Origin of the sequence: Candidatus Soleaferrea massiliensis AP7 (assembly GCF_000820765.1) — a bacterium.
Classification (GTDB): domain Bacteria; phylum Bacillota; class Clostridia; order Oscillospirales; family Ruminococcaceae; genus Soleaferrea; species Soleaferrea massiliensis.
In genome coordinates, this window is the sequence record NZ_CCYH01000027.1 from 19,546 (window position 1) to 38,547 (window position 19,002).

Genomic DNA, 19,002 nt, shown 5'->3' on the forward strand with positions numbered 1-19,002 from the left:
GATAAATTGATGGAGGAATATTTGTATGTCAACAATTGCATTGAAAAGAACAGCAATCAGGAATAAGTCTATCATGACAGTGCTGACGGTCGTGGCGGCCATCGTGCTGCCGCAGGTCTTTCACGCGGTCGGAATGGTCTCCGGCACCGGCGCCATGCTCGGCTCGGCCTTTCTGCCGATGCACCTGCCGGTGCTGCTGGCGGGACTGATGGGCGGCCCGGCCGTCGGCGTCATTGCCGGCGCTCTCAGCCCGGTGATCAGCGCCGGCATTTCCGGCATGCCCGCCGCCGCGGTGCTGCCGTTCATGGTGATTGAGCTTGCCGGATACGGACTGGTCGGCGGGTTCCTGGCAAAAACCAAGCTGCCGGTTTTCGCCAAATTGGTGCTGACGCAGGCCGCAGGCAGGGCACTCAGAGCCGCCGCCGTGCTTATCGCGGTCTACGGGCTAGGCAGCCAGGCGGTCCAGGCGGTGCAGATCTGGAACATGGTGACCACGGGACTTCCCGGCATCCTGCTGCAGTGGGCGCTGATCCCGCTTCTGATTTACCGCATAGAGGGGATGAAAAAGCGTCATGACTGATTGGGAACGCGCGAGGAACCTTTTAAAGGATGGAAGCTATACCTGCGTCCTGTGCAGGGGAGAGGTCCTGCACACCAGCACCAAGCGCGGCGTTGCGCCCCTGGTGGATTGGATCGATCTGGGCGCCGACCTGCACGGCTGCTCTGCCGCGGATAAGATTGTGGGCAAGGCGGCGGCGCTGCTCTTTGTGCTGGCGGGCGTCAAAGCCGTGTATGCGCCGGTCATGAGCCGGGAGGCCACACAGGTGTTTTCCCGGTACGGCATCCTTTACGAATGCGACACAACCTGCGAAGGAATCATCAACCGGCTTGGAACGGGATCCTGCCCGATGGAACAGGCCGTTCGGGATATCGAGGAGCCGATGAAGGCTCTGGAGGCTGTCCGACGCACCATGGAGCAGCTCAGAAGCAAACAGGAAGGAAAGTGAAACGAATATGAAGAAATTGGGATTCGGCCTGATGCGCCTGCCGCTCATCGATGAAAACGATCCGGCAAGCGTGGACATGGACCAGACCATACAGATGGTGGACACCTTTCTGAAACGCGGATTCACCTATTTTGACACGGCATATATGTATCACAACTTCAAAAGCGAGACGGCGGCCCGCGAAGCGCTGGTGAAGCGGCATCCGCGGGACAGCTTTACGCTGACCTCCAAGCTGCCGACAATGTTTTTGAAGACCAAAGAGGATATGGCGCGGATTTTTGACGAACAGCTGGAAAAGTGCGGCGTCGATTATTTCGACTACTATCTTCTGCACAATTTGAATATCTCACATTATGCGGTCGCGCAGAAGCTGGGCTGCTTTGATTTTATCCAGCGCAAGAAGCGGGAGGGGAAGATCAGGCGGATCGGATTTTCCTATCACGACAACGCGCAGCTGCTGGATGAAATCCTGTGCGCGCATCCGGAAGTGGATGTGGTTCAGCTCCAGCTCAACTACCTGGACTGGGACGATCCGAGCATCCAGTCCCGTAAATGCTACGAGGTGGCGAGAAAGCACGGCAAAGAGGTCATCGTCATGGAACCGGTTAAAGGCGGAACGCTGGCCAAGGTGCCGCCGCAGGCCGAAAAGCTCTTCAAAGAGTATGCGCCCGGCCGGTCCGCCGCATCCTGGGCGGTCCGCTTCGCGGCAAGTCATGACGGCATCCTGACGGTACTCAGCGGCATGAGCAGCATGGAGCAGCTCGAGGACAACACCGGCTATATGCAGGATTTTATCCCGCTCAGCGAGGAAGAACGCGCCGTTGTCAGAAGGACGGTGGAAATTATCAACGATTCCATCACAGTGCCCTGCACCGCCTGCGGCTACTGCGTCGAGGGCTGTCCCAAACGCATTCCGATCCCGCAGTATTTCGCGCTGTACAATGCGGAGAAGCAGGCGGGAAGCAAGGGATTTTCCCTCCAGCAGGCTTATTATGAAAACTATACGCACACCCACGGCAAAGCATCCGACTGCATTGCCTGCCGGCAGTGCGAACGCCAGTGTCCGCAGCATATTGCCATCATAGACGGGCTCAAGGCGGTCGCGGATGCCTTTGAAGAGGATATGCAGTAGGAATTTGTTATAGATAGAAGAATGAAAAGGGGAGGTCATTCCATGACCATCGCAGAGGTAAGCAAACGGTTTGGGCTGACAGCGGATACGCTGCGTTACTACGAGCGCATCGGGCTGATTCCGGCGGTGCCGCGCACATCGGGCGGCATCCGCAGCTATACGGAGGAGGACTGCAACTGGATCAACTTTGCGAAATGCATGCGGGGCGCCGGCCTGCAGGTGGAGGCACTCATCGAATATGTTGCGTTATTCCAGAAGGGCGATTCCACCCGGGAAGCCAGAAAGCAGATTTTGATCGAGCAGCGCGACCAGCTCCGCGAACGGGTTGAACAGATGCAGCAGACGCTGAAGCGCCTGGACGGAAAGATTGAAGGGTATGAACAGTGGATTGCATCGTCCGATGAAAAGCTGCGCTCTTCCCAGAGTAAGCAATGACCGGCGATCAAAGGGAAGCGGGAACCAAGTAGGAACCATATTTTCTTTCTAGATGATGGCTCATCCTGCAAAGCGTATAAACGCCGGATGGTTCGGTCGGTTCCGTATATGCTGTGTATTCCTCCCTAAGAATACACGGCATATGCTGATGTTCGGGATTTGTTTAAACATAAAGACGATGGTTTAATCTGTAAAGCGGATAACCATCAAACTGCTTAATTGTTCGGTCGGTTCCATATAGGTCTTTACTTTCCCGCAACAATATACGACATATGCCGGCGTGCAGGAATTGTTCTGCATATGAAGATGATGGTTCATCCTGCAAAGCGGATAAGTTTAAAACAACCCAGCCTGTACCTGATCGGCTTTTCACTTTCCTATGGAGAATACACGGCATATATAGGCTTTCATAAATTGTTCTGCATAAATTGTGCCGGTCCTGATTGAATGGATGCCAGTTGGGCAATCTAATGCCGGAGGTGTTTCTATGAATCCAAAGGTCTACGAGTTTGAGACGACCATCTACAAGGTTCCGGAAATCGACGGCGCATATGTGGAGTTCCCCTATGATGTGCGGGAAGAGTTCGGCAAAGGGCGTGTGCGGGTATCCGCGACGTTTGACGGCGTATCCTATGAGGGCAGCCTGGTGCGGATGAAAACGAAGCTTCACATCCTGGGCCTGCGCAAGGATATCCGGGAGCAAATTGGAAAAGGACCCGGCGATACGGTGAAGGTTACCATTCGTGAAAAAACCGAACATTAAAAGCGTACTGCCGCACAGAAAAAAATGATGCGGCAGTACGCTTTTTATGTTATAATAAGAGCCAAATATCTTGGAACCGTGAAGGAGGATGCCTGTATGAACCAGGAACTGCGCAGCCGGCTGGACAGCTGGCATGAACAGGATCAATATGAATCCATCGTAAAGACCATCAGGGAAATCCCGGAAGAGGAACGGGATTATGAGATGACCGGGCATCTGGCGCGGGCGCTCAACAACCTTTCGGAATATGAGGAAGCCGCGGCGCTGCTGCTCTCGGTTCAGGAAGCGGGGAAGGATGATCCGCTCTGGCATTTTCGCCTTGGATACGCCTATTATTATCTGGACCGCGAAGAGGAAGCCGCCCGGGAATTTGAACGCACACTGGAATTGGATGCGTCGGATGAGGATGCGCGCGAGATGCTCGATTGGTGCAGGGAGGAATTGGAAGAGCACACATCCCGTCCCCTCGAACTCTATGAGGAAGAGGAAATCCGTGCTGTCGAAGCGCACATTGAACGCCACTTTGGAACGTTCGAAAGCGTCTTTCACGAACTGGCGTCGCCGGATATCCATGTCGATCTCGCCGTCATCCAGCCGGATGAAAAACGCGATTACATCACGCTGGTCACCATGGGGATGGGCGCGCACCGCATGTCGGTGCCGGACGCGCTGTCCGAAGCCGGTTTTGACCGTGCGGAACTGCTCATCTGCCTGCCGAAGGACTGGGACCTGCGGAATCACGATGAAAAATGGTACTGGCCGCTGCGCTGGCTGAAGATACTGGCACGGCTGCCCGGCGATGAGGACACCTGGCTGGGATGGGGGCACACGGTGGAGAACGGCGGGCCGTTTGCAGAAAACACGGATCTGGCCGGTGTTCTGCTGACAAACCCGTTTGCGCCGTTAAGCCCCGCTGATGCGCAGGTTCCGGACCGCGAAGCAGCGGTCTGTACGCTGCCAGGCGGCGAAAAGGTACGGTTTTACCAGGTGATTCCGCTCTATCAGGAAGAGATGGATTACAAGATTGCCAGCGATACCGAAAGCATTCTGGAGCGGTTTGGAGAGACGCTTTCCCCGGTACTGAATATCGGCCGGCCGTGTGTCTGCCGCACCTGCGAACTGGAGGCCGGCGATTTCAAGAACAGCGCGTATGCTTCCTGTGAAACGGCCGTCACCCTGTGGCATCAGCCCGATGTGACGCTCAGCATCGATTTTCCCGCCGAGGAGGACAGGGAGACCTGTTTAAGACAGTACCTGCCCGTCCTGCGGGAGCGGGTTGCATGGCTGCAGGACAGCCGCACAGCCATTGTAAAGGCTTTGCTGGACGAAAATATGCTTTCATTGGCGGAGGATTGGGCCAGCAGTGCAGAGGAAGCCGAGGATGAGGAGCAGGAGTGCTATATCATGGAGGATGGGGAAAAGGTGTTCCTGCCCATCACACAGGAGAATTTCTGTGACAGTCTGCGGTTTGAGGGAATTCACATCGATTTTCCGGGAGAACTGCCGGAAATGGAATTGTACCTCTACTGTTCCCCGGATTACTTTGCCGGCCACTGCATCTGGGTTTCCATCGATGAAGCGGGACAGATTACCTGCAATGGACTGGCAGGATAAAGCGCTGTACGCAAGCCAAACACGGCCCTGCCGCGTAAAAAGGAATGCGGGACGCCTAAACAGGAGAGGAGAGAATCTATGAATCAATGGAACAAGATGGATCCGTCACAGTGTCCGGATATGGAAACGATCAGCCGCAGCGTGGACAACAAGCTGTGGGAGGACCTGTGCGGGTATCTGCATATACAATACCAGGCAAAACCGCTGATTTCATACAGCCGGTGTGCCAGTATGCCGGGATGGAATGTAAAATACCGCAAAGCGGGCCGCGGCCTGTGTACGTTGTATCCGTCTCAGGGGACCTTTACCGTGCTTGTCGTGATAGGAGACCGCGAGCGCGGGGAAGCAGAGCTTATACTCCCATCATGTACGCCGTACCTGCAGCGGCTGTACCATGATACCGCAGAGGGCATGGGTCAAAAATGGCTGATGATCGATGTAAAGGACGAACAAATTCTTACCGATGTGAAGAAAATGATTGCAGTTCGCAGAGAACCGGGAAGCCGGAAAAAGTAACATGCATTTGATAAGGTTAAACTGGTATCCGATTGATGCGAACGATGCTGTCCGAAATGGGGCTGTGCTTTTTGCTCTGACGCTATTCGGCTTCGATGCCGCATGCGCAGCGGATTTCGCTTTTGCTGTGTGATATAAAACGGGAGAGGTGAACGCGTTGAAAGATATCTACGAGGAATTCGCATATGACTACGATGAATTTGGAAACATTGAGGATTATCTTGGCAGTGAAAAGGCGTTTTTTGAACAGCTGTTTGCCGAGAACAACGTAGAAACCGTATTGGACTGCGCCTGCGGAACCGGGCAGCATCTATATATGCTGTCTGAAATGGGATACCGTGTCTTTGGCTCCGACTATTCGGCCTCCATGCTGGATGTAGCGGCTAAAAATCTGGAAAAGCATCGCAGAGAAATCCCTTTGCGCCAATGTGATTTCAGGTTTTTACAGAAGGCATACACAGAAAAATTCGATGCGGTTGTCTGTCTCACAACAGCGCTGCCCCATCTGCATACCGATGAAGACCTGGTTACGGCGCTTGTGTCCATGAAGGACAGACTTAAAGCGAATGGACTGCTTGTATTGACACAGGGAACAACGCATAATACATTATCGCTGCCGTCGATCGAGGTGGTGGTGAACAGGGATGATTTTTCCCGCATCTTTGTCAAAGAGCACGACAGCCGGTTTCAGACCATACACATCTTAGATCTGTACCATTCTCAGAAGCGGCGGGAAAACAGGCAGTACGACATTGTCTACAGGATTCTTCTGGATGACGATTACAGGCGGCTGTTGACGGCTGCCGGATTTGAACGGATCCAGATTTACGGTGATTACGATCGAAGTCCCTATGATCAGCAAAGCGGACGGCTTATCGTCGTTGCGCGATGATCAGAATGAGCTTCATCCTGGAGCAGACAGAAAAAGACCGCCATGCAAAGTGTGCGGACGGTGCGGAAGAATCAAGGAGGTTTTATCTGGATGGATTTGAATAGCTTTCTGCTGGAAACGGAATATGTCGATTATCGTTCTTCCATTATCGTCGGCAAAGCGGCGGAATTGTTCACCGAAAGCATGTCTGAGACCGAAAAAGCAAGAATTGCCTACGCGTTTGTGCGTGATGAAATCCCGCACTCTTTTGACTGCGACGCTTCAGTCATCACGGCAAAGGCATCCGATGTTTTAAAGTATCAGACGGGCATCTGCCACGCAAAGGCCAATCTGCTGGCCGCGCTTCTGCGTTCACAGGGAATACCGGCGGGCTTTTGCTTCCAGCATATCACGCTTGCGGACGACGATTCATTGGGTTACTGCGTCCACGCGTTCAATGCGGTCTGGGTGGAAAATCGATGGATCAAGCTGGATGCCAGGGGAAATACAAAGGGGATAAACGCTCGGTTCTCCTTGGCAGAGCCTGTTCTTGCATTTAAAAACCGGCCAGAGTACGATGAGTATTTTTGGAAAGGCATCTTTTCCCGTCCGCATCCTGCATCGATGGAAATGCTTGAGCGGGCGAGAGATTTGCAGGATATCATCGAACAGATCCCCGATACGTTGGCATAGAACCCTGATATTGCGGAGGATTAAAAGCAGAATTGGCAGTCCGCTCTATTTCCTGCACGCCATCTTTATGCTCCCGATATCATGGGCGATTCCAAGCAGAAACGAAGCGTATTGATGAAGGTTTACAGTCTCCACAGCGGTTTGCAGTGGAATTCTTATCCAACAAAGCGGGGCAGAATTGTAGCTTATAAAGGTTAAACTGTTTAGAAAGACAGCAAAATCAGCAGAAGATGCAAAACAACTTTTGCATGAATACCAGACACAATATTTTTAATTAGAATGCTGCAGAAAGGGGGGAAGCAGATGTATATCATCCGTCCGCCGTGCTAACTTTCCATATGGATTCGAGGACCTCCATATAGAATCTGCATACGGTCAACCGATCACAAAATTCAGATATTTAAATTATGGAGGTATCACAATGAAAAAGAGTTCTTTAACGCTCCGTCCCGTCAGCGACGCGGATATCGATATGTTGGCTGGATGGTTGAACAAGCCGTATATTTTAACATGGTATCATGACGCGGACGAATGGCTTACCGAAATAAACGGAAGGCTTAGCGTCTACGCATGGCTCCATCATTTTATCGTCATGGAGGGGGATACCCCCATCGGTTTTTGTCAGTATTACGACTGCTACGACGCCAGGGAGCTGGAAGACTGGTACCATGTCACCCGGCGCGGCGATACATACAGCATCGACTATTTGATAGGCGACGAAGCCTATCTTGGCAAAGGCTATGGAAAATCCCTGATAGCGCTTTTAACCGATACCATTCGGCAAAAGGAAGGCGCAAGACGCATCATCGTACAGCCGGACAGGGCGAACCACGCCTCCAACCATGTATTGATGGCAAACGGCTATCTGTATGATGAACAGATGGAGTATTACTGTAAACTGCTGGATTAGCCGCTTTAAAGCTGAAACCGGCAAAGAGGGATAAACACAAAGCCGGGCATCCAAGATGCCCGGCTTTTCTGTATCTGTATAGCGGTCAATCGGACCGCATCCATTCAGGAATCTCTTGACGGGATTTAAAGGCTCTGCGCAAATTCCCGGCCCAGCTCCTTGGCTTTCTGAAGATCTTCTTCCGATGGAACAAAACAGACCTTGTAACCGTCGCCGAATACCTTCATCTTCAAGCCGTTTAGGCGGGCGGCAATGTTTGGAACCGCCTCGCCGCTCCATCCAAAGGAACCGAAAGCAAGACAAGGCTTTTTCTGGTTGTTGATGGCGTCCACGTGGCTCAAAAGCACCCATACCGGCGGCACCGCATCGCGGTTGATGGTCGGGGAGCCGACTGCAAACGCGTCACAGCTGTTTAAAAGGGCCGAAAGCTGTGCCATATCGTGTTCGATGATGTTGCAGACATCGACGCGGGCATCGCTGTAAACCTCCAGAATACCCTCCTTGATCTTTTCTGCCAGCTTGCCGGTGTTGCCATAGGCACTGCAGTAGAAGACAGGGATGGTCTTGACCGGATTCTTCTGCGGCTGGCTCCAGACCTTGTACATCTCCTTGGCATATTCCAGCAGGCCGTTTTTGGTCAGAATCGGGCCGTGGCTGTTGGCCACGAATTCGATATCCAGCCCTTCCATCTTCTGAAGCCCTGCGAGCACATACGGCTTGAACGGGCCGAAGATGGCGTCGTAGTATCCCTTAAACGCCTTTTCATAGGCATCCTTGTAAACGATGTTGTAATCGAAAACCAGCGGCTCGCAGTAGTGACTGCCCAAAAAGTCACAGGAGAACAGGACCTTGTCGTCCTTGTCCCAGGTGAACATCGAATCCGGCCAGTGCAGCATCGGCGCGCTGATGAATTTGAGCTCCTTGCCGCCAAGATCCAGCGTGTCTCCGTCCTTGGCAACCCGCACCTTCAAATCCTTGTTGTTGGTGATGTTTTTGAGATAGATCGATCCGGCGGTCGAGACGACAATCGTCGCGTTTGGAATCAGCTCGGCCAGCTTCGCCAACGCGCCGGAATGGTCGGGCTCGCAGTGGTTCAGGATGATGTAGTCAATTTCCTCGAGCCTGCATACGCTCCTGATGTTCTCGAGATAGGCATCGAAATATGTAAGATGGCAGGTTTCAACCAGCGCTGTTTTCTCCTTGCCTTTGACGATGTAGGAGTTGTATGAGGTGCCGTAATCGGTGGCCATGACGATATCAAATACCCGCAGGTTCGGGTTTAAAATTCCCACAGAATAGATGTTGTCGGTGATTTTGCAGACTGACATAGACGTCCCTCCGTTTGAGATTTTTTTAACAATGAAACCTTTAAAGAATCGCCCTCTCTGGCAGGGGCGGTTTATAAGCGGTGGAAAGGGGGCGTCACGCCCCCTTTTTCGGACACTTAGTTTTTGTCAAACATGTCCTTGGTCGCGCCGCAGAGCGGACAGACAAAGTCTTCCGGGACGTCTTCCCATTTGGTACCGGGAGCGATGCCGTATTCCGGCGCGCCGTCCTCTTCGTTATAAACCCAACCGCATAATGTGCAAACATAGCTTTCCATAATCATGCTCCTTTCGGATAATTGTGATATCAAAATGGTAGACTGTTTTCGCAATATTGGGAATGCATCCGCCATTTTTTCACTCTGTTGTGTTGAATCTGCTAAAATTATACCATAAAAGTATACATCCAGTAAATAGACCAATTGGACGAACATCTTTGTTATTTTTGATCCTTTTTATCTATTTTATACACCAAGCGGGATCAAAAGGCATCCTGCATTTCTGCCGGTACATGGAGAACGAAGCTGTCAGCGGTATTCTGCCGAGCGCAATGCGTTTCCCTATACGAAATATGGCGAGTGCGATATATAGAGAACAAATCTGCCGGCGTATTCCGTGTGTACAATACGTTTCCCTGTATAAGAAATGATGGAGACAGTACGAGATGGACAAAGGTGCCGCAGTGTTCTGCCGGTTCATCCGGGTCCATTTATCTAGTATCATCATACTACCGCAAGAATACGCATGTTATTGTGAATTATTCGAAATATTTTTTCAAATATTTACCCGTGTAGGATTTTTCACAGTGGGCAATCTCCTCCGGCTTGCCGCAGACCACAACCTCACCGCCGCGGTCGCCGCCCTCAGGTCCGAGATCGATGACATAATCGGCGATTTTAATGACGTCCAGGTTGTGTTCGATGACCACCACGGTGTTGCCGGAGTCCACCAGCTTCTGAAGCACATCGATCAGCTGATGCACATCGGCGGTATGCAGGCCGGTGGTCGGCTCGTCCAGGATGTAGATGGTGCGCCCGGTTGAGCGCTTGGACAGCTCGGTCGCAAGCTTGACGCGCTGCGCCTCGCCGCCGGACAGCGTCGTTGCGGGCTGACCCACCTTGACATATCCGAGTCCCACGTCGTAGAGCGTCTGCAGCTTCCGCTTGACCTTCGGGATGTTCTCGAAGAACCCCAGCGCTTCCTCCACCGTCATCTCCAGCACGTCATGGATGCTCTTGCCCTTGTATTTGATATCGAGCGTTTCGCGGTTGTAGCGCTTGCCCTTGCAGACCTCGCAGGGGACGAATATATCGGGCAGGAAGTGCATCTCAATCTTGATGATGCCGTCGCCCTCGCAGGCTTCGCACCGGCCGCCCTTGACGTTGAACGAGAACCGTCCCGCCGAGTAGCCGCGCATCTTCGCGTCGTTGGTGTTCGCGAAGATTTCACGGATGTCGCCGAAAACGCCGGTATAGGTGGCGGGATTGGAACGCGGCGTGCGGCCGATCGGGGACTGGTCGATGTCGATGACCTTGTCCAGGTTTTCGATGCCGAGGATCTCGCTGTGCGCGCCGGCCTTCTTGCGCGCGCCGTTCAGCTCGGTCGCCAGCGTCTTATACAGGATTTCATTGATCAATGAACTTTTTCCGGAGCCGGATACGCCGGTGACCACCGTGAAGGTTCCGAGCGGAATCGACGCGTCGATCTCCTTCAGGTTGTTTTCGGCGGCGCCCTTGACGGTCAGGAACTTTCCATTGCCTTCGCGCTTGTGTTCCGGAATTGGAATGAACTTTTTGCCGCTCAGATACTGGCCGGTCTGTGAGTTTTTGCATTTTTTGATCTTGTCGATCGTACCGGCGCAGACGATCTCGCCGCCGTGTACGCCCGCGCCGGGGCCGACGTCGACGATGTAGTCCGCGGCGTTCATCGTGTCCTCGTCGTGCTCCACGACGATCAGCGTGTTGCCGATGTCGCGCAGCCGCTTGAGCGTGGCGATCAGCTTGTCGTTGTCGCGCTGATGCAGGCCGATGCTCGGCTCGTCGAGAATGTACAGCACGCCGACCAGCGAGGAGCCGATCTGCGTGGCGAGCCGGATGCGCTGGTTCTCTCCGCCCGACAGCGTGCTTGCGTTGCGCGCAAGGGTCAGATAATCCAGGCCGACGCTTTTCAGGAAGCCCAGGCGCTCGCGGACCTCCTTGAGGATGCTGTGCGCGATCATCTCGTCGCGTTCGGACAGCTTCAGGTTTTTCACAAAGTCCAGCGCATCGTTGATGCTCATCCGACAGAACGCGCTGATGTTGATGCCGCCGACCGTCACGGACAGCGCGCTTTTGTTGAGGCGTTCGCCGTGGCATTCCGGACAGAGCACGGCGTTCATATAGGAGGTGATTTCGGTGCGCATCCATTCGCTGTTGGTTTCGCGGAACCGGCGTTCCAGATTGTTGACGATGCCCTCGAAATCGGTGTAGTAGGTGCCGTTCACGACGCCGTTTTCGCGCTTCATCGAAAAGCGTTCGCCGCCCGAGCCGTACAGGATGATGTCCAGTATCCGCTTCGGCAGTTTTTTGACCGGGACGTCCAGCGAGAAGTCATAGTGCTTCGCAAGCCCCTCCATATACATCTGCGCGATGCCGCCTTCGGCGTAGTACCATCCGCTTGCCCGGATCGCTCCCTCCCGGATGGTCAGATTCTTATTGGGGATGACGATATCCGGATCGACCTTGAGGAAGGTGCCGAGTCCCGAGCATTTCTGACAGGCGCCGAACGGGTTGTTGAAGGAGAACATCCGCGGCGTCAGCTCCTCGATGCTGATGTTGTGCTCCGGGCAGGCGTAGTTCTGTGAGAACATCATCTCCTTGCCGTCCACGACATCGACGATGATGAGTCCGCCGCTGAGTCCCAGTGCCGTTTCAATCGAGTCGGAAAGGCGCGATGCGATCTCCGGCTTGACGACGAGACGATCCACAACGACCTCAATCGTATGCTTCTGATTTTTGTTCAGCTTGATTTCTTCCGATAAATCGTACAGATTGCCGTCCACCCGCACGCGGACAAAGCCGGAGCGGCGCGCGGCGTCCAGCTCCTTGATGTGCTCGCCCTTGCGTCCGCGGACGACCGGCGCCATGATCTGGATTTTGCTGCCCTCGGGCAGTGCCATGGTCTTGTCCACCATCTGGTCCACCGTCTGCTGTTTAATGGGTTTTCCGCAGACCGGGCAGTGCGGTATACCGATCCGCGCGTAGAGCAGGCGCAGATAGTCGTAGATCTCCGTCACCGTGCCGACGGTGGAACGCGGGTTCTTCGAGGTGGTCTTCTGATCGATCGAGATGGCAGGGGAGAGACCTTCGATGTAGTCGACATCTGGCTTCTCCATCTGGCCGAGGAACTGGCGGGCATAGGAGGACAGGCTTTCCACATATCGGCGCTGTCCGTCCGCGTAGATGGTATCGAATGCCAGAGAGGATTTTCCCGAACCGGAAAGGCCGGTGACAACGACCAGCTTGTCACGCGGGATTTCAATATCGATGTTCTTCAGGTTGTGCTCCCTGGCGCCCTTTATAATAATTTTATCAATAGACAATTAAAAACCTCCCAAACGCTGATTCAACCCGCCGCCCGGCCGGGCGGCGGATGCTTCGCAGGGCCTGCCTGCGACGTATATAACAATTTTCTTATTTGAGATGTTTATCCTTTAAGGATTCTTCAAGCTTCTGGATCTTGTCGCGTAAGTAGGCGGCATGCTCAAATTCCAGAATCTTGGCAGCGTTTCGCATCTCGCCCTTCAGCTTCTCAATCAATGCGTACGTTTCGCGCTTGTTGAGCTTCCGTCCCTTTTTATTCTTGGGCTTGTCGTCGTCATGCACCGAGATTTCAAGGATGTCGCGGACATCCTTCTTGATGGTCCTCGGCACGATGCCGTGCGCTTCGTTATACGCCTGCTGGATTTCACGGCGGCGTTCAGTCTCCCGGATCGCGCGTTCCATAGACGGCGTGACGCTGTCCGCGTACATGATGACCTCACCATTCTCATTGCGCGCGGCGCGTCCGATGGTCTGCACCAGGGAGGTTTCGCTTCTCAGGAAGCCCTCCTTGTCTGCGTCCAGGATCGCCACCAGCGACACTTCCGGGATATCCAGACCCTCTCTGAGCAGGTTGATGCCGACGAGCACGTCGAATTCACCGAGCCGCAGATCGCGGATGATCTCCATACGCTCAATGGTGTCGATGTCGTAGTGCATGTACCGGATTTTGACGCCCATATCTTCGAAGTAAGCGGTCAGGTTTTCCGCCATCTTTTTGGTCAGCGTTGTGACCAGCACCTTTTCGCCTTTGGCGGTTCGCAGGTTGATTTCGGACAGCAGGTCGTCGATCTGCCCCTCGACCGGCTTGACCGTGATCCTCGGGTCGAGCAGTCCGGTCGGCCGGATGACCTGTTCCACAATCTGCTTGGATTTTGAGCGTTCAAAGTCGCCGGGCGTCGCCGAAACAAAGATGGTCTGGTTCAGCTTGTCATAGAACTCGTCGAAGTTGAGCGGACGGTTGTCATAAGCGCTCGGAAGGCGGAAGCCGAAATCGATCAGGTTCTTTTTGCGGGCATGGTCGCCGCCGTACATGCCCTTGACCTGCGGCAGCGTGACATGCGACTCGTCGATAAAGAATAAGAAGTCGTCGGGAAAATAGTCGAGCAGCGTAAACGGGGCGCTGCCGGATTTCCTGCCGGACATGACCGCCGAATAGTTCTCGATACCCTTGCAGAATCCGATTTCGGTCAGCATTTCGAGATCATAGTTGGTGCGCTCCGCAATGCGCTGCGCTTCGATCAGCTTGCCGTTGTCCCGAAAAAACTTCACGCGCTCGTCCGCTTCGGCGCGGATTTTCTCAAGCGCCGACTGCATCTTGTCCTGCGGCACGATGTAGTGCGAAGCCGGATAGATGGCGACATGGGCAATGCTGTTTTTGATTTCTCCGGTCAGCGGGTTGATTTCGGAGATGCGGTCGATCTCATCGCCGAAGAACTCCACCCGGATCGCGGTATCACCGCTGTAGGCCGGAAAGATTTCGACAACGTCCCCGCGCACGCGGAACTTGTTGCGGATAAAGTTGATGTCATTTCGTTCATACTGGATTTCAACCAGCTTGCGGATCAGCTCGTCGCGCTCTTTTGTCATCCCTTTCCGCAGCGAGATGACCATGTTGCGGTAATCGATCGGGCTGCCCAGGGAATAGATGCACGAGACGCTCGACACGATGATGACGTCCCGGCGTTCCGACAGCGCGGAGGTCGCCGAATGGCGCAGCTTTTCAATTTCCTCGTTGATGGCGCTGTCCTTTTCAATGTAGGTATCGGTGTTGGCGATGTATGCTTCCGGTTGGTAGTAGTCATAGTAGGAGACAAAATACTCCACGGCGTTCTCCGGGAAGAATTCCTTGAACTCCGAGCAGAGCTGCGCGGCCAGCGTCTTGTTGTGCGCAAGCACCAGGGTGGGCCGGTTCACCTTGGCGATGATGTTTGCCATGGTAAAGGTCTTGCCGGAACCGGTGACGCCCAGCAGCGTCTGTTCCTTGTACCCGTTCTCGACGCCGTGAACCAGCTGGTCGATTGCCTGCGGCTGATCTCCAGTCGGCTGATACGGCGATTTCAAAATAAAACGATCCATAAAACTAGCTCCTAAAATACTGTGATCAATCACAAAATATGGCGTTTTCCCGTCTCTATCTAATCGCGTCATTCGCTTCATTCGTCATAATAGTGTCATAGACCAGCCGGATCATGATGATACAGCGAACAGGTCCTCAAAAAACCGCTGAATTCGGCAGGTTCTGAGAAAAGTTCGCAACGAAAAAGCCCGCTTGGCGGCTTCTTATGATCAACTGGTTTTACAGTTCATTATAACACAAAATAAAAGTTTATTCAATTGGACAGGTATCTAGTTCATCCCCGGGACGACCACACATTTTTTGTAAGTTATGGTTGCTTAATATGCGATTCCATGATGATCTATGTAAAATTTGGTATTGAAAGTTTGATCCACCCTCATCCTTTAACATGAAGATGTGGGCATAAAAATGATACAATTGCATTTTCTCAATGGAGGGAAAAGAAAGGCTTTCTTTCAGAGAAGTTATTTTTCAGTATACCCAATATCTTGTATATTTTGATGCTGCAATGAAAGGCGCGCGCGGCGGTATGTACATGCCAGGCTCTCGGCACGCGGCTTTGTTTCCTGAAGCGGAAAAAATTATGATGGGCGCATGGCGGACGAAAATTTCTGAAGAAATGCGTGGATATCGTTCAGTATGTCTTTTCGATAAGAAAACCATCTGATGATACCATTTCCGTCATGAATTAAAAAGTGGCGCGGTTTATTCTGACTCTTTAGATCGTTAAAAAACAAAACGGCGGCTTTGAAATTTCTCCAAAATCGCCGTTTTGTTATCTGTATGTAATTTGGTATCAGCAGTCGTCTTCCGATCTGCAGGCTTATCGTTTTCATACGAGTGCTGTCTCTTTGGCGTCAATAGATGGATTCTCTGTCAACTGACGCCGCTGCGGCCGGTAGGAACTTGCTTTTATATGCGGCCAATTCCTTATGAAGATGGACGGCCATCCATACAGTGACCACCGCAGAAATCACGTCCGCAATCGGCTGAGCGAAGAGGACGCCGTTCAGTCCAAAAAAACGCGGCAGAATCAGAATGAGAGGTATCAAGCAGATTCCCTGTCTGCAGGCGCCGAGGATACTGCCCTCCTTTGCTTTCCCCATGACAAGAAACAAAAACGAATATACCGTATAAAAGCCGAAGAGTATAAACGTCATACCGTTTGCCCGCAATGCAAGCGAACCGACACGAATCATTTCCGTATCGCCTTTTGTAAAGAACGCCATGATCTCTTCGGAGAATATGGCGGCAGCGAAACCAAAGATGGCGCAGAATACAGTGGACCAGAGGATGGAAGTTTTCATCGCGTCACGCAGACGGTCAAACTTTTTTGCCCCATAGCTAAATCCGGCGATTGGCTGGAACCCTTTCAGAAATCCAAATACAACAAGGCTTCCCATAGACATGATTTTGGTAAACGGCCCCATTGCGGCAAGCGCGGAACCTCCCAATTCCTTTGCCGCATTGTCTGTCATACCGATCGAAAAACTGGTCAGCAGCTGGAAAACCAGTGTGGGAATTCCAATCTTTAAAATCTCGGACATGATCTTTTTGGAAAAACTGCATTCTCTCACGCGAAAATGGAATATACTCTTTTTCCGGAAAATATAGCACAAATAAACCAACGTGGACACGATTTGTGAAATGGCAGTGGCGATGGCGGCACCGGTAACGCCGAAGTTTAACGCATAGATGAGTACAGGGTCCAATATCACATTCAATACAGCCCCCATCATAAGCGCAAACATGGCCGTTTTTGCGGCTCCTTCACTGGATACGATGTTGTTCATCGTGACATTGAATACATTAAAAATTGAAAAGGTGATATAAATACTGGAATAGGCAATGGCATCGGGCATGACGCTTTCAATTGCGCCGAATCGGCTCAGTATGGGCTTCAGGAAAACAACCATGCAGAAAATAGCAATTGCCCCAATGAAAATACTGCTGTACACGGCTGTGCTGGCCACTTTGTTCGCCGTATCTTTGTCTCCTCGGCCAAGCAGCCTCGACAGATAGGCAGCAGCGCCATTACCAAACAGCAGCCCTAAGCCCACCACAATCTGCCCCAGAGGAAAGGCCACCGTAACCGCTCCCATTTGGTCGGTTCCCAGCCCTCCCACAAAGTAGGAGTCCGCCAAATTGTAGAGGGCATTGATCAGCATACCGATCATGGTTGGCAGTCCCAACGCCAGAAGTGCTTTTGGTATTGGCGCGCTCCCCAGCAATTCTATTTTTGTGTTGCGTCCATTCATGTTGACTCTCCTTTCACTTGACAAAACACGTAAATTATAGTACTATAAATTATAGTAATTGTGTGATAGAAACCATACTACTATAATTTATACTAGTTGTCAATAGAAAAAGGAGGTTATTATGGCAACCATAGATTTGATCGTATTGGGAATATTAAAAAAAGAATCCTTGAGCGCTTATGACATTCAAAAGCTGGTGGAGTATCGCAACATCTCGAAGTGGGTAAAAATCAGTACGCCTTCGATATACAAAAAGGTGATTCAGCTGGAGGAGAAGGGCTGCATCAAAGGACAATCAATAAAAGAGGGGAAAATGCCGGAGAAAGTCGTTTATTCCCTGACAGACACCGGTGAAAAGGTATTTGAAAGTCTGATGTATGAGATCGCTTCGCAGCCCATTCATTTATTTTTGGATTTTAATGCTGTGATCGTAAATCTGTCAAGCCTTTCACCAGAGGGCCAGAAAGCATGCCTGACCTACATTGAGGACAATGTAAAGACCCTAAAGGCGTATCTGGAAGATAATATTAGAGAAAAAGAACATGCGTCGGATATCCCTGAAACAGGTATGGCCGTCTTAAAGCAGCAGTATGTATTGGTGCAAACCATCGAATCATGGATTGCGCCGCTGAAAGAGAAAGCGCTTTTTTTAGATTGAGATTGACGAAAACCGCACGGATTCTCTGTTTTTTACCGCCTGGTAAAAATGTACCGGCGGTCTGACAAACGATGCTTCTCTGGGGCAAACGGTACAGCCTAGAAAGCTGCACTCCCGCCCAAAAGTATTTTTGGTTACCAAAGAGCCATTGATAGGATTTTCGAAACTGAAGAAGCAAAGGACGACTGCCGGCGGCCCCGTTTTTTCTAAGCAGTTTGATATTAAATGGATGGATCGTTTTTATGTACCTGCGATTTAAGACCAGACTGTTTTCGTCCGTAATATTCACCGAATGCCGCTCCGCCCAGAATGAGAAAGGCGCCTGCAAACTGAATCAATGCCAGCCGTTCCTGCAGGAAAGCCGCAGAGAAGAAAAGTGCTGAGAGTGGTTCCAAATAGCCGCACAGAGCAACCGACTGCGCGGTCAGGTGTCCGATTGAGGAAAAATACAGATAGCATCCGATACCGGTGTTGACAACGCCGAGGAACAGAACAGGAAGAAGATCTCCAGCGGCGACAGGAATGCAAAAGCCCTGTTTTAGAAAGGTGAAAATCGCTACCGTGACAAAGCTGGATGACAGCTGCCAAACAGCGTTTTCGAGTCCGGTGATGCTTGCTGAAAGTTTATTGAATACGACCATCACAGCATACATGACCGCAGACAAAATGCCGCAGATCAATCCCCAAGAGAACCCGCCCTGCAGCAGATCGTTTCCATTTATCAGAAAGATGCCAAGGAGGGCGGCAATGATGCCTGTGATCTTTGTTGCTGTCAGCTTTTCTCTGAAAAGAAACGGTGCGGCCGCCATCACGATGACGGGACCGAAATAGTATGTCAGCGTTGCCAGACTGACGCCTATTTGATGATAGCCCTCGTATAAAAACATCCAGCTTGCACCCATCGCGGCTCCGGAGATCATCAAATACAAGGTGTGTTTTTTATTCTGGGGCAGTTGAAATCTTTTTTGGGTTATACAGTATATCAGGAGTAAAAATATGCTGCCGATCATGGTTCTTAAAAAAACAGTCTCATAGCTTGTCAGGGAGATATAGCTGGCTACAAGTCCATTGGAACCGAAAAGCAGCAGTGCAAAGATGTATTTGATATAGTTTTTTCTCATCATGTCACCATCCCAACTTGTAATTTCTTAACGGATAGTAT

18 protein-coding genes are annotated in these 19,002 nt (G+C 51.9%); 12 read left to right on the forward strand and 6 right to left on the reverse strand.

Annotated elements, in window-relative coordinates; all coding sequences use genetic code 11:
* Window positions 1–25 precede the first annotated feature (25 nt).
* The 10 genes from BN348_RS05895 to BN348_RS05940 all read left to right on the forward strand — a co-directional run bounded on the left by BN348_RS05895 (window position 26) and on the right by BN348_RS05940 (window position 7,941).
* Window positions 26–580 carry a hypothetical protein gene (locus BN348_RS05895; protein WP_040196892.1) on the forward strand — a complete coding sequence of 185 codons (555 nt, stop codon included), beginning with the start codon at window positions 26–28 and terminating at the stop codon, window positions 578–580.
* Window positions 573–1,007 (forward strand): DUF1893 domain-containing protein, encoded by a 435-nt coding sequence (locus tag BN348_RS05900; RefSeq protein WP_040196893.1) that lies wholly within the window; start codon window positions 573–575, stop codon window positions 1,005–1,007. Before BN348_RS05895 ends, BN348_RS05900 begins: the two co-directional genes overlap by 8 nt.
* A 7-nt stretch (window positions 1,008–1,014) precedes the next feature.
* Window positions 1,015–2,139: an aldo/keto reductase gene (locus BN348_RS05905; protein WP_040196895.1), complete on the forward strand. Its 1,125-nt coding sequence runs from the start codon at window positions 1,015–1,017 to the stop codon at window positions 2,137–2,139.
* 42 nt (window positions 2,140–2,181) lie between these two features.
* A complete protein-coding gene (locus tag BN348_RS05910; RefSeq protein WP_040196896.1) occupies window positions 2,182–2,574 on the forward strand; it encodes a MerR family transcriptional regulator in 393 nt (130 codons plus the stop codon).
* A gap of 487 nt (window positions 2,575–3,061) precedes the next feature.
* Complete coding sequence (locus BN348_RS05915; protein ID WP_040196897.1) at window positions 3,062–3,337, forward strand: DUF1905 domain-containing protein; 276 nt, start codon at window positions 3,062–3,064, stop codon at window positions 3,335–3,337.
* A 96-nt stretch (window positions 3,338–3,433) separates the two neighbouring features.
* Window positions 3,434–4,951, forward strand: a complete 1,518-nt coding sequence (locus BN348_RS14225; RefSeq protein ID WP_052446761.1) for a suppressor of fused domain protein — start codon at window positions 3,434–3,436, stop codon at window positions 4,949–4,951.
* A 78-nt stretch (window positions 4,952–5,029) separates the two neighbouring features.
* A complete protein-coding gene (locus tag BN348_RS05925; protein ID WP_040196899.1) occupies window positions 5,030–5,467 on the forward strand; it encodes a DUF3788 domain-containing protein in 438 nt (145 codons plus the stop codon).
* 157 nt (window positions 5,468–5,624) lie between these two features.
* A complete protein-coding gene (locus BN348_RS05930) occupies window positions 5,625–6,359 on the forward strand; it encodes a methyltransferase domain-containing protein (protein WP_040196900.1) in 735 nt (244 codons plus the stop codon).
* 90 nt (window positions 6,360–6,449) lie between these two features.
* Window positions 6,450–7,031, forward strand: a complete 582-nt coding sequence (locus BN348_RS05935; RefSeq protein ID WP_040196901.1) for a transglutaminase-like domain-containing protein — start codon at window positions 6,450–6,452, stop codon at window positions 7,029–7,031.
* A gap of 421 nt (window positions 7,032–7,452) precedes the next feature.
* Entirely contained in the window at window positions 7,453–7,941 is a 489-nt protein-coding gene (locus BN348_RS05940; RefSeq protein WP_040196902.1) for a GNAT family N-acetyltransferase, read from the forward strand.
* A 125-nt stretch (window positions 7,942–8,066) separates the two neighbouring features.
* On the opposite strand, the gene BN348_RS05945 is transcribed toward BN348_RS05940, so the two are convergent.
* From BN348_RS05945 to uvrB, 4 genes are all read right to left on the reverse strand, one after another.
* Complete coding sequence (locus BN348_RS05945) at window positions 8,067–9,269, reverse strand: FprA family A-type flavoprotein (protein ID WP_040196904.1); 1,203 nt, start codon at window positions 9,267–9,269, stop codon at window positions 8,067–8,069.
* A gap of 116 nt (window positions 9,270–9,385) precedes the next feature.
* On the reverse strand, window positions 9,386–9,544 hold the full coding sequence (locus tag BN348_RS05950) for a rubredoxin (protein ID WP_052446762.1): 159 nt from the start codon (window positions 9,542–9,544) through the stop codon (window positions 9,386–9,388).
* A gap of 479 nt (window positions 9,545–10,023) precedes the next feature.
* Window positions 10,024–12,846, reverse strand: coding sequence for an excinuclease ABC subunit UvrA (gene uvrA, locus BN348_RS05955; protein WP_040196907.1), 2,823 nt, complete (start codon window positions 12,844–12,846; stop codon window positions 10,024–10,026).
* 91 nt (window positions 12,847–12,937) lie between these two features.
* Entirely contained in the window at window positions 12,938–14,923 is a 1,986-nt protein-coding gene (gene uvrB, locus BN348_RS05960; RefSeq protein WP_040196910.1) for an excinuclease ABC subunit UvrB, read from the reverse strand.
* Window positions 14,924–15,354: 431 nt separating this feature from the next.
* On the opposite strand from uvrB, the gene BN348_RS05965 reads away from it, so the two are divergent.
* A complete protein-coding gene (locus BN348_RS05965) occupies window positions 15,355–15,591 on the forward strand; it encodes a hypothetical protein (RefSeq protein ID WP_040196912.1) in 237 nt (78 codons plus the stop codon).
* Window positions 15,592–15,781: 190 nt separating this feature from the next.
* Here the strand turns inward: BN348_RS05965 and BN348_RS05970 are convergent, their stop codons facing one another.
* Window positions 15,782–17,182 carry an MATE family efflux transporter gene (locus tag BN348_RS05970; protein ID WP_040196914.1) on the reverse strand — a complete coding sequence of 467 codons (1,401 nt, stop codon included), beginning with the start codon at window positions 17,180–17,182 and terminating at the stop codon, window positions 15,782–15,784.
* A gap of 121 nt (window positions 17,183–17,303) precedes the next feature.
* Between BN348_RS05970 and BN348_RS05975 the strand changes: the two genes are divergently transcribed.
* Window positions 17,304–17,840, forward strand: coding sequence for a PadR family transcriptional regulator (locus BN348_RS05975; RefSeq protein ID WP_040196916.1), 537 nt, complete (start codon window positions 17,304–17,306; stop codon window positions 17,838–17,840).
* A gap of 221 nt (window positions 17,841–18,061) precedes the next feature.
* Here the strand turns inward: BN348_RS05975 and BN348_RS05980 are convergent, their stop codons facing one another.
* Entirely contained in the window at window positions 18,062–18,961 is a 900-nt protein-coding gene (locus BN348_RS05980) for a DMT family transporter (RefSeq protein ID WP_040196917.1), read from the reverse strand.
* Between the last annotated feature and the right edge of the window lie 41 nt (window positions 18,962–19,002).

Excerpts from the sequence above, each read along its gene's own strand:
- BN348_RS05950 (WP_052446762.1), bottom strand. The coding sequence starts at position 9,544 with ATGGAAAGCTATGTTTGCACATTATGCGGTTGGGTTTATAACGAAGAG.
- BN348_RS05945 (WP_040196904.1), bottom strand. The coding sequence starts at position 9,269 with ATGTCAGTCTGCAAAATCACCGACAACATCTATTCTGTGGGAATTTTA.
- BN348_RS05940 (WP_040196902.1), top strand. The coding sequence starts at position 7,453 with ATGAAAAAGAGTTCTTTAACGCTCCGTCCCGTCAGCGACGCGGATATC.
- BN348_RS05895 (WP_040196892.1), top strand. The coding sequence starts at position 26 with ATGTCAACAATTGCATTGAAAAGAACAGCAATCAGGAATAAGTCTATC.
- BN348_RS05970 (WP_040196914.1), bottom strand. The coding sequence starts at position 17,182 with ATGAATGGACGCAACACAAAAATAGAATTGCTGGGGAGCGCGCCAATA.
- BN348_RS14225 (WP_052446761.1), top strand. The coding sequence starts at position 3,434 with ATGAACCAGGAACTGCGCAGCCGGCTGGACAGCTGGCATGAACAGGAT.
- BN348_RS05905 (WP_040196895.1), top strand. The coding sequence starts at position 1,015 with ATGAAGAAATTGGGATTCGGCCTGATGCGCCTGCCGCTCATCGATGAA.
- BN348_RS05915 (WP_040196897.1), top strand. The coding sequence starts at position 3,062 with ATGAATCCAAAGGTCTACGAGTTTGAGACGACCATCTACAAGGTTCCG.
- uvrB (WP_040196910.1), bottom strand. The coding sequence starts at position 14,923 with ATGGATCGTTTTATTTTGAAATCGCCGTATCAGCCGACTGGAGATCAG.
- BN348_RS05925 (WP_040196899.1), top strand. The coding sequence starts at position 5,030 with ATGAATCAATGGAACAAGATGGATCCGTCACAGTGTCCGGATATGGAA.
- BN348_RS05910 (WP_040196896.1), top strand. The coding sequence starts at position 2,182 with ATGACCATCGCAGAGGTAAGCAAACGGTTTGGGCTGACAGCGGATACG.
- BN348_RS05935 (WP_040196901.1), top strand. The coding sequence starts at position 6,450 with ATGGATTTGAATAGCTTTCTGCTGGAAACGGAATATGTCGATTATCGT.
- BN348_RS05965 (WP_040196912.1), top strand. The coding sequence starts at position 15,355 with ATGGAGGGAAAAGAAAGGCTTTCTTTCAGAGAAGTTATTTTTCAGTAT.
- BN348_RS05900 (WP_040196893.1), top strand. The coding sequence starts at position 573 with ATGACTGATTGGGAACGCGCGAGGAACCTTTTAAAGGATGGAAGCTAT.
- BN348_RS05975 (WP_040196916.1), top strand. The coding sequence starts at position 17,304 with ATGGCAACCATAGATTTGATCGTATTGGGAATATTAAAAAAAGAATCC.
- BN348_RS05980 (WP_040196917.1), bottom strand. The coding sequence starts at position 18,961 with ATGAGAAAAAACTATATCAAATACATCTTTGCACTGCTGCTTTTCGGT.